This is a genomic window from Algoriphagus sp., assembly GCF_039969895.1.
Lineage (GTDB): Bacteria > Bacteroidota > Bacteroidia > Cytophagales > Cyclobacteriaceae > Algoriphagus.
This window is the reverse complement of sequence record NZ_JBDVMZ010000012.1, coordinates 198626-214277: the sequence shown is the minus strand read 5'-3', so window position 1 is coordinate 214277 and position 15652 is coordinate 198626. Positions and strand designations below refer to the sequence as shown.

Annotated in this window: 12 protein-coding genes; 2 read left to right on the top strand and 10 right to left on the bottom strand. The window is 41.9% G+C overall.

What is annotated here, in order from left to right:
- The first annotated feature begins 7 nt into the window (after positions 1 to 7).
- Entirely contained in the window at positions 8 to 835 is an 828-nt protein-coding gene (locus ABJH64_RS07085; RefSeq protein ID WP_348275021.1) for an NAD(P)-binding domain-containing protein, read from the top strand.
- On the opposite strand, the gene ABJH64_RS07080 is transcribed toward ABJH64_RS07085, so the two are convergent.
- Entirely contained in the window at positions 832 to 1170 is a 339-nt protein-coding gene (locus tag ABJH64_RS07080) for a tRNA-binding protein (RefSeq protein ID WP_348275020.1), read from the bottom strand. The two genes, ABJH64_RS07085 and ABJH64_RS07080, sit on opposite strands and share 4 nt — an antisense overlap.
- Positions 1171 to 1243: 73 nt before the next feature.
- On the opposite strand from ABJH64_RS07080, the gene ABJH64_RS07075 reads away from it, so the two are divergent.
- Positions 1244 to 1594, top strand: a complete 351-nt coding sequence (locus ABJH64_RS07075; protein WP_348275019.1) for a hypothetical protein — start codon at positions 1244 to 1246, stop codon at positions 1592 to 1594.
- Positions 1595 to 1889: 295 nt separating this feature from the next.
- On the opposite strand, the gene ABJH64_RS07070 is transcribed toward ABJH64_RS07075, so the two are convergent.
- The 9 genes from ABJH64_RS07070 to ABJH64_RS07030 all read right to left on the bottom strand — a co-directional run bounded on the left by ABJH64_RS07070 (position 1890) and on the right by ABJH64_RS07030 (position 15488).
- Positions 1890 to 2624: a 1-(5-phosphoribosyl)-5-[(5-phosphoribosylamino)methylideneamino] imidazole-4-carboxamide isomerase gene (locus ABJH64_RS07070; protein ID WP_348275018.1), complete on the bottom strand. Its 735-nt coding sequence runs from the start codon at positions 2622 to 2624 to the stop codon at positions 1890 to 1892.
- Positions 2625 to 2776: 152 nt separating this feature from the next.
- Complete coding sequence (locus ABJH64_RS07065; protein ID WP_348275017.1) at positions 2777 to 3001, bottom strand: hypothetical protein; 225 nt, start codon at positions 2999 to 3001, stop codon at positions 2777 to 2779.
- 67 nt (positions 3002 to 3068) lie between these two features.
- Positions 3069 to 3812 (bottom strand): YCF48-related protein, encoded by a 744-nt coding sequence (locus ABJH64_RS07060; protein ID WP_348275016.1) that lies wholly within the window; start codon positions 3810 to 3812, stop codon positions 3069 to 3071.
- A 12-nt stretch (positions 3813 to 3824) separates the two neighbouring features.
- A complete protein-coding gene (locus tag ABJH64_RS07055; protein WP_348275015.1) occupies positions 3825 to 4736 on the bottom strand; it encodes a TIM barrel protein in 912 nt (303 codons plus the stop codon).
- A gap of 2 nt (positions 4737 to 4738) precedes the next feature.
- On the bottom strand, positions 4739 to 6049 hold the full coding sequence (locus ABJH64_RS07050) for a Gfo/Idh/MocA family oxidoreductase (RefSeq protein WP_348275014.1): 1311 nt from the start codon (positions 6047 to 6049) through the stop codon (positions 4739 to 4741).
- 18 nt (positions 6050 to 6067) lie between these two features.
- Positions 6068 to 6991, bottom strand: a complete 924-nt coding sequence (locus ABJH64_RS07045) for an SUMF1/EgtB/PvdO family nonheme iron enzyme (protein WP_348275038.1) — start codon at positions 6989 to 6991, stop codon at positions 6068 to 6070.
- A 93-nt stretch (positions 6992 to 7084) separates the two neighbouring features.
- A complete protein-coding gene (locus ABJH64_RS07040) occupies positions 7085 to 10432 on the bottom strand; it encodes a VCBS repeat-containing protein (protein ID WP_348275013.1) in 3348 nt (1115 codons plus the stop codon).
- Between the two features lie 64 nt (positions 10433 to 10496).
- Entirely contained in the window at positions 10497 to 12356 is a 1860-nt protein-coding gene (locus tag ABJH64_RS07035; protein WP_348275012.1) for a RagB/SusD family nutrient uptake outer membrane protein, read from the bottom strand.
- Between the two features lie 12 nt (positions 12357 to 12368).
- Complete coding sequence (locus ABJH64_RS07030; RefSeq protein WP_348275011.1) at positions 12369 to 15488, bottom strand: TonB-dependent receptor; 3120 nt, start codon at positions 15486 to 15488, stop codon at positions 12369 to 12371.
- Positions 15489 to 15652: the final 164 nt, after the last annotated feature.

Genomic DNA, 15652 nt, shown 5'->3' with positions numbered 1-15652 from the left:
AAAACCTATGACTAAAATCTCGATAATTGGCCTTGGTTGGATAGGCTTACCCTTAGCCCAACTGCTTCAAAGAAACGGACATGAGGTAGTAGGAAGTACTACTACAGCTGCTAAGCAAACCAGCTTGATTAGCCAGGGAATTAATGCAATTCACTTTTCGCTAGATCCATTTCCTCAGGGGATAGGATTTCAAAAGCTTTTTACTTCAGAGGTTTTAGTCATTAACATTCCTCCAAGAACCCGTTCTACAGATGGAAAAATGTACTTGGAGCAAATGAAGTTTTTGCGAAGCATGGTGGATCAATCTAACCTTCGAAAAATCATTTTTGTATCAAGTACTGGGGTTTATCCGGATCATCCTCGAGACGAAGCATACACGGAAAAAGAGCCTTTAACTGTTGAGACTTCAGGAAATAGCATATTGATGAAAGGGGAATCTGCTTTTAAAGCAATTGATAAAGAACTTACCATTGTCAGATTTGGCGGTTTATTAGGGGATGATAGAATCCCGGGCAAGTATGTTGCGGGTCGAGAAAATGTGAACGGAAGTACTCGTGTGAATTATATCTATCGATATGATGCTGCGAGAATGCTCCAATGGATCATTGAAAAAGAGCTTTGGAATGAGACCTACAATGGAGTAGCTCCTAAGCATCCGCAGCGAAGAGAGGTATATGAGCGTAATGTCCTAGACCTTGGTATAGAACCGCCTCAAAGTTATGTACACGGCACTCTAGGAATTGATCGGTTAGTTTGCGGGGAAAAAATTCTCGCGACAGGATTTACGTTTAATTTTCCCGATCCTTTAGATTTTCCTTATTCCGGAAGCATCTAGTGTAATCGTGCTCCATTAGGTACAGGCCGCTCTACAGTAGAAAGTACAATATTGCCTTCTTCATCGCTAAAGCCGGTCACGAGAACCTCTGACATGAAGTCAGCGATTTGTCTAGGTTCAAAATTGCAAACACAAACAACCTGGCGACCAATCAAATCTTCAGGGCTGTAATTTGTCGTGATTTGTGCAGATGATTTTTTCAGCCCTAGTTCCTCACCTAAATCAACCCAAAGTTTATAAGCTGGCTTAATGGCTTTTATTGACCGCTCAACCCTCGAAATTGTTCCTACGCGTAATTCTATTTTGTCAAAATATTTGTAATCAATCGTTTGCATAGTTGTTTTTTTTCCTAATTTTAGATATCATTTTTAAAAGAGAAGAAACTTTAGAAGACAATTTACTCCTACAATGACTACAATAACGAAATATCCTTTTAAAAAACTTACCATCTTCAGCTTAGTTGCTATGGGGCTGTGCTTTATTACAGGAGAATCGTTGGCGCAAAGTGAAAGAGATAAATTGGAAATGGAAAATGGCAAGCCACTAGACCGGCCAATTGTTGACCATACTACGGATTTAAAGGACCATGCCGTCCCAAGCAATGCTGTTCAGCCAGCGGCAATCATTACTAGAGAGAAAGCTCAGCCTATTAAAAAAGAAGGAAGTGTCAGTGGAGAGGGAAAAAAAGTTGAGCCTGTTCCATCTACTTTATCTTTCAATATTTTCCTCTATATCGTAGATAAATTCAAAGCAGACTAAACGAAGCAATTTCATCTGATTATATTTGATTTTTAGCGGACAGATAGAATGCGCTGTATATTTATCCCCTTGTGTTAGAGGTTTTATTAATTGGCAATTCATATAAACATAAAAAAAGAGACTTTTTCCAAGTCTCTTTTTTTATGTACATCCGCTTGGTCCCCAATAAAGTGTCAAAATTAGTATAGGATGTGTCTAACCTTAGAATTGAGGCTGCACCGGTTACGGATCTTCTCACTTCGAGCCGGATGAGCAAGGAAATTTTGAGCACCGGCAAGATTGCGGATTGTGTAATTTAATTCTCCAATAGAAATGCATTGAGCTCTTCCAGAGTTATCATTCCTTCGTAATAAGCTCTGCCAAATACACTTGCTGAAACCCCCATCTCTTTAAGACGCCTAAAGTCATCCACTCCTCTCACACCGCCACTGGCAGCAAGATGAATTTCAGGAAACTTCTCACGGATGGTTTGAAATAGAGCGAAATTAGGGCCTTCCATTACTCCATCTCTCGACACATCAGAACATTTCAGGTATTTTAAGCCTCTCTCATAGAAGAAATCAATGTGATCAAAAAGGTCTATCTCGGTTTTCTTCAGCCATCCTCTGATTTTAATTTTATTATCTGATGGATTTATATCGGCAGCTAGGTTGACTTTTTCTCGGCCATAGGTAAGCAGGAATTGCTCGAGGCGCTCTGGATGATTAGCTGCTACAGAGCTGACGGTAATCGTAGCTGCTCCAAATTCAAAGCATTTGATTACATCTCCATGCGTAGTGATGCCCCCGGTATAATCAACCTTCAAAGAAGTATATCCAGCTATGGCTTCCAGAATATGGTAATTTTTTGGTTCACCTCTACGTGCACCATCCAAGTCCACCAGATGGATTCTCTTTATTCCTATAGATTCAAAAGCCTGAGCAATCTCCAATGGGTTATTTGAAATCACTTCTTCAGTAGAAAAATCACCTCTTTTAAGTCGGACACATTTTCCGTTGATAAGCCATATGGATGGGATAAGTTCAAACATTTTTCTAAAATTCAGGATTGAGTTGGTAATAAGGATTCTCTTAAAGATACTAATAGGTGGTTTTCAAAACTGCATCAATATGCAAATCTTTTGTAAGTTTTGAATTAGTAGATTTGCTAGAAGTAGTGAGTTTTTTTAAGCTCTTTAAGATTTTAATACTTCAATTTAGCTATTTTTCCGTTAATCCCTGATGCCCATATGGAACCATCTGCATGACCCATTTGAACAGCATGAAACCCTTCGTCTGATATTGGCTCCCATGCAATTCCTCCATCACTGGAATAATCTGAACCGCTGGGACCTACTGCTATCAACCATTTTTGCATGGGAAAGTAAACTACCCCAGACCTATATCCTCTTGGAGCTTGCTGGGGCATTATCCATTCTTTTTTACTAGAAATATACATACCAGCTATAGCTTCACGCCATTCTTCATTCAGATAATCACCTCCCACACCGACGATTTCTCCTCCCCCCCATACTTGTTAATGAAAAAATGCCCTGGGAAGACTCACCTTGAATAAAAGGGCTGGGATACTTTTCCCAGGTAGCTCCCATGTCTTTCGAAAAATGAAGGTTGGACTGTGTGCCACCGGTACCTATCCAAAGACTATTCCCTTCAGCTAGTAAGGAGGTAGCACTTGCCGCAAATGCTGCCTCACCCTCCGCGGCTTCGGGCAGCGAATCTACAGGATACCATGTATCTCCTTGATTGGCGGTTTGGAGGATGGTCCATTTTCCTTCGTTGGGATCACCAATTACAAATCCTCTGGTAGGTGAGGAAAAGCTAATTCCATCGAGAAATGCATATTCGTTTTCCTGGTGCTTCAGTTTCCAAGATTGTCCCCCATCTGTGGTTTTATAAATTACCGCTGGCTGTCCAGCAGAGACTACGAGTGCTGTCATTGCGTCAAAGGCATAAATGGATCTGAAATCCACAGTGTCTAGTCCTTCTACTACTCCGTGATCCCAGCTTTTTCCTCCATCTATGGTTCTGAGCCATGTTCCATTGCTTCCACTGGCCCACGCTATTTCATTGGTAAGAGGGGAAAGACCTCTGAGCGAGGACTGTACTGGTGTCTCGAGGATTTCCCATCCAGTGGGCTTTTCTGCTAGTTGCTCCTCAGAATTTTTGCAGGAAAAAAGCGCTATCAAAACTGATAGCGCTAGTAATTTACTTTTGATCATATTTATTTCAAATCAGACTATATCAACTTTTCTGTAGGCTTGGATCAGCGCTTTCTCCCCTTCTACTCCAGGAGAGGCATTTCCATGTTCCATCCCCATCACACCCTTGAATCCTTTTTCATGGATGAATTTGAATACATTGCTATAATTGATTTCTCCTGTTCCTGGTTCCTTTCTGCCTGGATTATCACCGATTTGAATGTAGGCGATTTCCTCCCATGTTTTTTGCATCGTCGAGATCAGGTTTCCTTCGTTGCGCTGCATGTGATAGATATCATAAAGAATCTTGCAGGAAGGGCTATCCACAGCCTTGCAAATCATATAAGACTGATCTGCATGACGTAGAAAAAGGTCTGGATTGTCACTCAAAGGTTCCATGACCATTACTAGCCCGTGAGGTTCAAATATTTCTGCTCCGCGCTTAAATGCTTCGATGACATTCCCTGTTTGAACACCCATGGGAAGGTTTCTTTCAAAATAGCCTGGAACTACAGTCATCCATTTTGCGCCAACCCGCTTGGCTACTTCCACGGATTTCTTGCAGGTATCTACAAAGGTGTCAATGTATTCTTGTTTTCCTGTGGTTAGGGATGTTTTCCAATTGTCGCCACCTTCTATTACAAAGACTCCCATGCGCATGTCTAGAGATTCTAGCGTTTTGCCAATTAAGGTCTGATCTTCAACAGATCTTTTGAGCATGCCGTTGTCTTCCAAAGATCTGAAACCTTGGTCGGCCATGAACTTCAACTCATCCACTATTCCTCCTGGGGCAGAGTTTTTGAACATCCCGAAGTGCGGGGCAAAATCCATATTGAAGGTTGGCTCAGCTTTTCCAGCGGCAAATGAAGGTATACTAATAGCTCCAGAAACACCCAGAAGCGTACTTCCCAATCCTATTTTTTTTATAAATCCTCTTCTTTCCATGATCAAACAACTTTTGTTTTTCCAGGAATAGCATGCGGATAATATCCATCTGCGCCAGGCAATACCTTAGGCATGGCATCCCAAGCTAATTTCTCTGGCATTAAATCCATCGTACCGTTTATCGCTTCGTCGAAAGTCAATGGCTTACCTGAGTAAGTTGCATATCGTCCCATAATTGCAGTCATCGTGCTATTTGCAGCATTTTGAGCATCGGCAAATTTATATTCTCCGTTGAAAAGTGCTGCCCATAGCTGATCATGCTCTACTTGGTACGGGTTGGGCTGATTCTTACGATCATGCTCATATAGTACATTTCCTTTCCAGTCTTTCAGCGTTCCATAATTACCTGCGCTGAGATAGGCAGTACCTTTTGTTCCTTGGAAGCTTTCATCTACCCTGTTCTGTGCTCCCGGGAAGTGACGGCACTCACTGTGAATCACGGACCCATCGGCGTACGTGTAAGTGAGTACGTGGTGATCAAAAATCTCCCCATTTTCCTTGCCGGTGCGTACGAGGCGTCCACCAGTTCCTTCTGCTTTGACAGGCGGACCTTGTTTCACCCAGTTAGCTATATCGATGTTGTGGACGTGCTGCTCGTTGATGTGGTCTCCACATAGCCAGTTGAAATAATACCAGTTTCGCATCTGATATTCCATTTCGGTTTGGCCAGGCTGGCGCTCACGTACCCAGACTCCCCCATCATTCCAATAAACTTGTCCGTTGATAATTTCTCCAATGTCTCCATTGTGAATACGCTTGATGGTCTCTATGTAATTGGCTTGGTAATGCCTCTGAAGCCCTACCACAACGTTTAGCTTTTTAGCTTTAGCTTCTTCAGCTGCTTTTAATACTTTCCGGATACCTACAGCATCGACAGCGACGGGTTTCTCCATAAATACCTGTTTTCCCTGCTTCACAGCCTCTTCAAAATGCATAGGGCGGAAGCCAGGAGGTGTCGCTAGGATCACTACATCGGCCTGAGCCATTGCGTCCTTATATCCATCAAAACCCACAAACTTCATTTCCTCAGAAACCGCCATTTTATCACCGTACTTCTCTGATAATGCCTTATGAGCGGTGTCTAGTCTGTCTCTGAAAGCATCAGCCATCGCTACGACTTTGATGTTGTGTCCAGTGGCCAAAGCTTGGAAAGCTGCTCCAGTACCACGACCTCCGCAGCCAATCACTGCAAGTTTAAGTTCGTTTACAGGGGCGGCATAAGCGCCCGGTAAGATAAAATTAGAGGCTACCAATCCTCCGGTAACTAATGCGGAGGTTTTGAGGAAATCTCTACGTGTGTTTTCAATTTTCATAAGAATAGGTATTAGGGGTTAGTAATCAGTTATTGGTGCGGCTTGATAGTAAGTCATTATTTCTTCCGGACTAGGAGGAGTAAGTGGGCGAACCAGTCTTAATCCTAAGAATGGAGCTTCAGGAAACCACCATTGACTTTTTGGGATCTGAGGATCGATTCTTTTCCAATCTGCTGAGCTGACAAAGCGCTTGGTAGAGCTCAATTCGGAGGCCTCGGTATCGAAACTTCCGCCGCGCACTACTCTTGGGTAAAGTTCTTTGGATGGATTTGAAGGGTTATCATTTGGTGATGAGGCATAAAAGTCAGGGTCATATTGATCAGAAGTCCACTCTAGAACATTGCCATAGATATCATAAAGCCCCCATGGATTTGGCTTCTTTTTGCCAATTGGATGAGTCGTTTCGGAGGAATTTTCTTTTGTCCAGGCATATTCTCCTAGCTGGGATGGATCATCTCCATAGAAAAATCGGGTGGTGGAACCAGCTTTTGCTGCGTATTCCCATTCTGCTTCTGTAGGTAGTCTGTAGAAAATGCCGGTCTTTAGATACAGCCAATGACAAAACTGAATCGCTCCGTACTGAGTCATCCCGATGGCTGGCTTGCCTTCTTTTCCCATTCCAAAAGTCATATCAAGATAAGGCATACTAGGTCTGGTCAATCCATCGACGATTTCACCGATAGGTCCTTCAGAAATCGCTAACTCGTAGTTTTTATCCAAGAATAGCTCGAAAGCATCCCAAGTCACTTCATGCGTTCCCATCCAGAATGGAGCTATTTTCACTTCATGAGCTGGTCTTTCATCGGCATTCGGTGAATTTTCAGAACCCATCATGAAAGTGCCTGCGGGTATTGCCGCCATTTGGAAGGTCACTTCTGTGCCTGGGATTTTCTGGGTGTAGGACTCAAAATTGGAATCATTTCCATCAAAACTCATGAGCATCAATGCGCCAATCGCGAGGTATTTTGAATTCTTATTTAGCATATTGAATGAAATATTCTAACGTATTAAATATAATAGGAAAGGGTTTGAAAATCAGTTCGTTTTTGATGGATGGATAGAATAGATGCCTACTGCCGATTGATCTAAATAGATAAAAAGCGTTTGATTGGAGGCGATAATTCTTCGGATATTTCCAGTAAGATTTAATCCGGTTAGGGATTTTGAGGCGTTAGTAAAATCTCCTTTACCGTTACCCAGCAAAACCACTCCATGGTTTGCGTCATATTTGCCAAAATACAATTTACCATAATCCGTATTTCCTCCTAGGATCATATCTAGATTACCATCCCCATTTATATCCAAAGCCGCGCTGGCATAGACTGGGGAGAATTGCGCTTGGATAGGAAGTGTTTTTGATTCAAATTTTCCGGCTGAATTCCTCACAAAATAAGTTGTCTCTAAGCGGTTCAGGAAAATAGAATTCGCTCCGCTTCGTTCTTGTGCAGTAAAGAGCTCATTCATCTTCACGCTAGAAAAGGACTTAAAGTCCAGGTATCTTTTTTTGAGGAAAAGCACTTGGCCTAAAATCTCATCCCTACTAGCTGCCGGGTATTTTTCACCTTGTATATAATATCCCAAGAAGGCGTCCACTGAACCATTCGAATCGAAATCTTTATAGAGGATCTCTGCTGGCTGTGAAGTGCTGGCTTTGATTTGGGTGTTAATTCCTAGGTTTCCTGCCAAGATCTCCACGATTCCATCACCGTCCCAATCGGCGAGAGTGAGATCATTCCATAAACCAAACTCATGCTTTTCGAAGAAATTTAAAGTTGATTCTTTCCATTGATTTACTTGAAACGAAAAGATTTGAATAGGCATTGCCTCACCAAGTACGATCAATTCTGGCTTGCCGTCCTGGTCTAAATCTGCTACTCCAGAATCAGTCACCATGCCCAAATTGATTAGTGTAGGCGCGAGTTGCTTGGTTTGATCAGTGAATTTACCATTGCCATCATTGATCCAGGTTCGGCCTCCTGAGGAGGTGGGGAATTGCCCTGGATTGATGCGAGCTCCTACAAATAGATCAGGAGATCCATCAAAATTCAAGTCCGTAACTTGAACAGTTCCTGTTGGGAAGGCTTCATTTGGAAGAGCATCTGAAGAAATCGTGAAGTTTCCTTTACCATCATTGAGGTAAAGTCGATCTCGTAGCGCTTCATCACCTACATTGAAATCATAAACTCCACCACTGGCCACGAATAGGTCTAAATGACCATCCCCATTCGCATCAAAGGCTGTCGCATCGGAATCCTCAGAACGAGAAGTGGAGGCAAAAGCACCCGAGTTTTGCTTCAAAAAAGATCCGCCAGCACGTTGAGTATAGAGTGAGGCAATAGCATTTGACCCAGCTCCTACGAACAAATCCTCTAGACCATCTCCTGTAAAATCTGCGAAAACCATCGCCTTGCCATTTTCAGAGATAGGATTGATGAGCAATGGCTGTCGTTTATAATCGTTGAATTCTCTACCCTTTTCAGTCGCGAGCTCTGTAGTTAACTTCAAAAAGTAATTAGCTGATTTTAAATTTGGAGCGGAAGATTTTGCAGCGTTGCTTTCACTTATTTCCAGCGTTTGATTTGCTTCAATTCCATATTCCTTGGATACTTTTCCCCCAGGCCAAGAGACTAGCAAAGAGTCAACTTTTGAAAATTGCCCTAGGCCAAAATGGAGTTTAGTGGAGACCGAGGACTGATATCCCCGATAGGGATTTTGCTCCGAAACCTGAATCTTTCCATCGGAATAGACTTCTACTTTGGCTCCCAAAGCTGAAGAATTCGCCGATGAAGATGAGAGCTTGACTTTGAGATAATTCCCCCCGCCTTGCTGAACAGCTTGATTCTCGTAAATAAAGGCGGGCGAGTTGATGTTATTGATGATGAGATCAAGGTCGCCATCATTGTCTAGATCACTATAGGCTGCTCCACTGCTGTTGGAAGTCTGATTTATACCCCAAGATTCGGTTTGATTTTGAAATGATAAATCTCCACTATTCTGAAAAATGTAATTGGTTAAATTTGAAGAAGGCATATTCTTCACCATAGTGAGAAGATCCTCTCGCTTCAATTGGCCGCCAGAGGTTTGTACATAGTTATCCATGTATTTCAGGAAATCCTGATTGTTATAATCCCTCAAATAGCCATTGGAGATGAATAAATCTTTCCAGCCGTCATTATCAAAATCAGCGAAAAGAGAGGACCAGCTCCAGTCCGTATTGGATAATCCTGCCAATTGCCCTATCTCCTGAAAAGTACCATCTCCCGAATTCACATGGAGCATATTTCTCATGTATTGGTGATGGAATCCCTTGTTTACGTTCAGTTCAAATAGCTCAAAGTTATCAGGAGCCATAAGCAGTTTTTGGCGCTCATTGTCCTCAGGAAGCATGTCAAGAGTAAAAATGTCAACTAGACCATCGTTGTTGACATCTGCGATATCATTTCCCATAGAAAAGTGAGAAGTGTGTCCCAACCGTGTAAGGATTTCATCTTTGAAAGTGCCGTTTTTTTGATTAATGTACAGGTAGTCGGGCATAGAGTAATCATTGCCAATGTAGATATCTGGCCAGCCATCCTGATTGATATCAGCAATAGCTAGACCTAGTCCATAAGAAAGACTAGAAGAAGAGATTCCGGCTTTTTGGGTGACTTCTACAAATTTTCCATTTTGATTTTCGAAAAGTTGTGAGCCGGCTTCATGCTTCTCCTTGAGTAATACTTTAGTAAGATTCACATCCTGATTTTGGATGGATTTTGTGTTATGATTTAGGAGAAAAAGGTCCAGATCACCATCGAGATCGAAGTCGAAAAAGCTCGCTGAAGTGCTTGGTGAATTGGAATCTACACCGTATTCTGCCCCCATTTCTTTAAAAATAGGAATACCATTTTGATCATTTCCTTGATTGACAAAAAGTTGATTGGTTCGTTTTTCAGGAGGTAAATTTCCTGAGTAGCATTGATAAATGTCTAATTTGTCATCGCCATTGATATCGACGAAGACGACTCCGGTCTTCCACGGACCTGATCTTCCTAATACTCCGGAAGCTTGGGTAATTTCTTTAAATTTGAGCTCGCCTTGATTCAGGTAAAGCTGATTGCCACTCACGTTGGCAGAAAAATAAATATCCTCTAATCCATCTTGATTCAGATCTCCCACGGCAACACCTCCACCATTATAGAGATATTCGTACATCAGGACATTAAGATTTAGTGTTTCTTCAATCCTGTTTGAAAAAGTGATTCCTGTATGATCAGAGGTCAAACGATTAAATAGAGGAGGAGGAGGATTCGGAGAATTTCCAGGTTGGGTTGACTTGTCAGGTTCTGAGCAAGACACGAGCAACAAACTGATAACCAAAGCTGTAGTAAGATTTCGGTTGTTCATAATATTAAATAATCTAAGCCACCCCAAAGGAATGGCTTAGATCACTCATTAAGAATAGATAAGATTAATCATATCCAGGGTTCTGGACCAATAGCGTGTTTCTATTTAATTCGTCTCTAAGGATAGGAGTAAAATAGATTTTATCCAACCAAGTTCTATTCTCTTTACCAGGATCGATAAGCTGTACTTCGTAATCGTAGTTATAGACAGTTGGATCGTATCTGTAAACTGAGACAGTTGCTCCTGGTTTGAGGGTACCAATGATGTTGATAATATTTGCCTTTCTACCAATCGTCTCAGCGGGAATCATCCAACGACGTACATCATGGTATCTTTGTTCTTCATACGCCATTTCTATGCGCCTTTCATTTCGGTAATCGTCAACCAACTGATCTCCTGTAGAAGTAATCGCAGGCTGGCCTACTCGAAATCTAATTTGATTTAACCAAGCTTTAGCTTCATCTTCTTGACCTAACTCTAAGGACGCTTCCACATAGTTCAATACAGCCTCTGTATATCTTAATACTGGCCATGGCACTTCTTGCCAAGTGTTTTGATCTACAATTGCTGGGTCTGGATCTACAAACTTTCTAGTGTAATAGCCTGTGTAACTACCGTTCCAATCTTCGATGGGACTATTTCTAGTATCCAATCCGAAGTGTGTTTCCTTACCTCCTCCAGCGGTGGAAACTTCATAAGTACCCGTCTGAATTTGTCCTAGAGGATCTCTTGGCTGATTGGCAGAAGACCTTGGTTTCCATTGAGCTCCGTCATATAAGATAGAGGCGTAAAAACGAGCATCTCTATTTTCGTAAGGTGCAGCTGCATGCTCAGGATTTGACCAGTCAAACTTAGACCCATCCATCATTTCGTAATCATCGACAAGCAGTTGCACAGGACTATTTCCTGCCCAGTTATTATAGCCGTTTGGACCATTGAAAAGACCCTGACGCCCACCATTTTCTTGTTTTAAATTGATGAAATATCTACCTAAAATCAGCTCTTTTTCGCCCCCATTTCTAGAAAGTGAATTGTTGATGTAGTTTTGGATACCCTCAGCGTGGGGAACTGGCTCGGATAGACCATATAAATTTCCAATTCCTTTATCTAATACAGCTTTTGCAGCAGCCTGCGCTTTCTGCCATCTTTCTACTCTATTACCACTTGGATAAGCTACCAGATCCAAATTAGGGTAGCTAGCAAGTAAGGAAGATTTGGCACTTGCTGTAGGTCCATCATGTAGATCACTTGCCGCATAAAGCGTAACTCTCGATTTCAAAGCCAATGATGCGAGCTCGGAAGCTCTACCTGAAGCCATATTTTTTCCTGCAAGTAAAGTAGCCGCATCATCTAGATCAGCTAGGATAAAGTTTATCGTCTCTTCCCATGTATTACGTGGGGTTTCGTATGTCTCTTCCCCCAGACCGTAAGGTCGATCTACAAGAGGAACTCCACCGTAGTACCTTGCTAATTGATGATAATAATATGCTCTCATGAATTTTGCTTCACCCATGAGTCTATCTACTACCCCATTGGTATTTGGAAACTGCGGTTCTGATAGATTCTCAATAGCAATGTTAGCTCTGCGGATATAACTGTACATATTCGCCCAGAAGATGGTATTGTTTACCCATCCATCATCGGCGGAGTTAGTTCTCGCTTCTGTAATGGTAGTGATTCCTCTACCTGGGTGCGTGAAAATAGCCTCATCAGTTAAAGAAGCAAGCATTTGCTCATCAAAACCACCATTTCCAAGACCTTGATAGATACCAGTCACAAAAGCATCTGCTAATGCAGGATCTGTCCATACTGCCGCTTGGGATATTTCTCCAAGTGGATCTGTATTTAGGAAATCATTATCACAACTGAGCAGCGTAAAGCAAGCAGTCAGGATTAATAGTATTTGTTTTAAATTATTTTTCATGTTGTCAATTAATTAAAATGAAACAGAAAGACCTGTGTTAATTACCCTTGCTTGAGGATAATATTGACCCAGAGAATTGTCTGATTCTGGATCATATACTTGGTTTTTACTCCATGTGAGTAAATTCAAGCCATTCACATAGAAACGCGCATTTTTGATTCCTATTTTTTGAGTGAGAGTTGCAGGTATATTATAGCCTATCTCCACATTTTTCAATCTGATGTAATCAGAGCTTCTAAACCAGTAGGTATTTCCTCCAGACCAATATTGATCAGATCTGTTAGCAAGTCTTGGATCTGTGCTGCTTGGATTGTCAATAGTCCATCTATCATCGTAGATGTCAGATAGGAAGTTACCAATGTTTCCTGATTCTCCAGCAGAGATAAACTGCCTAGCACCCGCTGCACCTTGGAATAAAATGGCCAAATCGAATCCTTTGTAGTTTGCATTAAAGTTGATTCCACCCTGGAATAATGGAATATTATTATTGTCCAAACGAACCCTATCGTCAGGTGTAATTTTACCATCACCGTCATGATCTTGGTACTTCATATCACCAGGTCTCAGGTTATTGGTGATCGCTGAATAATCAAGTGTTTCTGCATCGATAGATTGTTGATCTGGGAATACACCATCGTACTTATATACCAGGAAGGTATTTATTGGTCTTCCTGTGGACATTTGCCACTCTGGCGCTCCTGGTGATTCATCCCAGAATAGGATGCTGTTTTTAGCATATCCACCATTTACACTAGCAGAATATTGGAAATCTCCTTTACCGCCTTTAATCCCAAGATTCAAGTCAAATCCCTTGTTCTCCACTTCTCCTATGTTTTCTGCTGGAAGGCTAAGTCCTGTAGATTGAGGCACCGAAGCATTTCTCTGCCATAGTATATTAGTACGCTTGTTGTAAAATAAATCAAACTCGAAGAATATTTTACCCTGTAGGAATTGACCTTCAAAACCTAAGTTAGAATTGTTGGCAACTTCCCAGGTGATGTTTTTATTTGGTACTCTTGTTTCAAAGAGAGTTTTATATTCTGTCTCACCGATGATGTAGGAGCTAAACCCGTAGGTAGATAGGAATTGATATTCTCCAATCTGATCATTACCTAATTGACCCCAAGAGCCTCTAACTTTGAAAAAGTCAAAGGTATTACCCAAGGAATTTTTCCAGAAATTTTCTTCTGACACTACCCATCCCAACATCAAACCAGGGAAGAATCCAAATCTTGTATCTTCAGGAAAGATGTAGGAACCATCATATCTCCAAAGGAATTCGGCTAGGTATTTCTCCTTATAGTTGTAAGCAACTCTACCAAAATAATTCAGACGAGCTCTTTCGAAGGCGCCACCACTGTTGTCTTTTTGTAGATCTCCACCTGCAAATAATTGGTCAATTGCAGTAGATATAAAGAATCTCCTATAGGCACTAAAGTTGTCTCCCTCAATAGTTTCACGGTTAACACCAGCTACCACGTTCAACGTGTGCACATCGTTAAAGGTCTTGTCATAATTTAAGACACCACCTAAAAGTATATTCAACTGATTAGAACTTGACTGACTTAGGTTAGGTTCAGCAGGGCCTCTCAAGCTAGGAACCAAGACTGGAGTTACTCCATCGGCTTCAAAACCATTGCCTTTTTGATACAATGTCCATGGAGTTTGCCATCTTTTCGTAGAACGTATGTACTTATCTATAGCTGCAGTACCAGTGAATTTCAATCCTTCCACACCAGGAATCTTTATCTCCAAGTTACCCGTGGTCTGAATGTAGTCGCGTGTATCACGATCATATCCGGTCTGGTTTGTAGTGACTACCACTGGGTTTTGACCATTTTCGATATCCGGTCCAGGTAAGCCATTTGGCCAGTATGCAGGCTGATTAGGCTTGCCTCTCATCTGCATACGGAAAATGGCGCTAGCACCCACAGTAGGGAAGAATCTAGCTTCCTCTCTCGCCATGATACCCAAGCCTACTTTCATATACTTATTGATATTAGCGTCAAGGTTGACACGGAAGTCATATTGCTTATATCCTGTAGCTGCATCTCTATAATAAGCATCTTGATTTTGGTAGCCGAGGGATGTCAAGTACTTAACATTTTCGCTCCCCCCTACTAGTTGTAGGTTATATCTGCTCTGTGGAGACCAGTTTTTGAGCGTTTCTCCATACCAGTCAGTATCAGGGTAGTTCCATGGATCAGTTCCATTTCTGTACAGTTCTATCTGCTCAGGAGAATATGGAGCAGTTCTTACTTGTCCATTTGGACGAGTGTATTGTCCATTTTGCTTGTACGCTTCGTTAGCAGCAGCCCACTCTGAGGTAGGTAGCTCATAGATATTTAATTCGTTCAGCGCATTGGCATATTCTGGAGCATTGATAAGACCTGGAAGAACTGCAGGCTGAGCCCATCCTTGATTTGCTTGAAAAGTCAACTCAGGAGCTCCTGTAGATCCTCTTTTTGTAGTAACTAGTATAACGCCGTTAGCTGCTCTTGACCCATAAATCGCCGCAGACGCATCTTTCAAAACAGAAATGCTTTCGATGTCATTGGGATTCAAACGCTCCAAACCACCTGCTCTGTCAGGAATTCCGTCAATTACGACCAATGCGCTATTATTTCCCAGAGAATTTGATCCTCTAATTCTGATTCCGGAACCATCATATCCTGGCTCGCCACCTCTGTTCACCGCTACTACACCGGCCATACGTCCTGCTATAGAGTTGGAGAGGTTCAGCGCAGGAGATTTTACCAGCTCTTGACCTTTCACAGTGGCTACTGACCCAGTAATCGTCTCCTTCTTCTGCTCGCCATAACCTACTACAATTACCTCTTCGAGGGATTTAGTGTCAGGCATTAACGTAAGATCGAAAACACTCCTGTCTCCAACAGGCACTTCCATCTGAGTAAAACCTATAAATGATAGTACGAGTACATCTGATGGTCCAGAAACGGTAAGCGCAAATTTACCGTCAATATCAGTGACAGTACCGTTTGTAGTGCCTTTCACTAGAATTGAGGCACCTGGCAGAGGCAAATTATCCTCTCCAGAAATTACTACACCAGACACCTCCCGGGTCTGTGCAAGTGCGGTGCTAAACAGTCCAAGACAAAAAATTAATGTCATGCTGAATAGCTTTAACTGAGTAAAGTTTCTCATTGGCATAGGGGTTTATTGGTAATTAATAAAATTTAACAACCTAATTTCTACCTATGCTTCTCTAAAAGCAAGCTGTTTCTTGCCAAAAGGTGACTGGATTTTGACATAAATGATGTCAAATAATAGAGTAT

What these genes read in the sequence shown, in the direction of transcription:
- ABJH64_RS07085 (WP_348275021.1), top strand. Translation starts at nt 8, where the DNA reads ATGACTAAAATCTCGATAATTGGCCTTGGTTGGATAGGCTTACCCTTA.
- ABJH64_RS07080 (WP_348275020.1), bottom strand. Translation starts at nt 1,170, where the DNA reads ATGCAAACGATTGATTACAAATATTTTGACAAAATAGAATTACGCGTA.
- ABJH64_RS07075 (WP_348275019.1), top strand. Translation starts at nt 1,244, where the DNA reads ATGACTACAATAACGAAATATCCTTTTAAAAAACTTACCATCTTCAGC.
- ABJH64_RS07070 (WP_348275018.1), bottom strand. Translation starts at nt 2,624, where the DNA reads ATGTTTGAACTTATCCCATCCATATGGCTTATCAACGGAAAATGTGTC.
- ABJH64_RS07065 (WP_348275017.1), bottom strand. Translation starts at nt 3,001, where the DNA reads ATGCCCCAGCAAGCTCCAAGAGGATATAGGTCTGGGGTAGTTTACTTT.
- ABJH64_RS07060 (WP_348275016.1), bottom strand. Translation starts at nt 3,812, where the DNA reads ATGATCAAAAGTAAATTACTAGCGCTATCAGTTTTGATAGCGCTTTTT.
- ABJH64_RS07055 (WP_348275015.1), bottom strand. Translation starts at nt 4,736, where the DNA reads ATGGAAAGAAGAGGATTTATAAAAAAAATAGGATTGGGAAGTACGCTT.
- ABJH64_RS07050 (WP_348275014.1), bottom strand. Translation starts at nt 6,049, where the DNA reads ATGAAAATTGAAAACACACGTAGAGATTTCCTCAAAACCTCCGCATTA.
- ABJH64_RS07045 (WP_348275038.1), bottom strand. Translation starts at nt 6,991, where the DNA reads ATGCTCATGAGTTTTGATGGAAATGATTCCAATTTTGAGTCCTACACC.
- ABJH64_RS07040 (WP_348275013.1), bottom strand. Translation starts at nt 10,432, where the DNA reads ATGAACAACCGAAATCTTACTACAGCTTTGGTTATCAGTTTGTTGCTC.
- ABJH64_RS07035 (WP_348275012.1), bottom strand. Translation starts at nt 12,356, where the DNA reads ATGAAAAATAATTTAAAACAAATACTATTAATCCTGACTGCTTGCTTT.
- ABJH64_RS07030 (WP_348275011.1), bottom strand. Translation starts at nt 15,488, where the DNA reads ATGACATTAATTTTTTGTCTTGGACTGTTTAGCACCGCACTTGCACAG.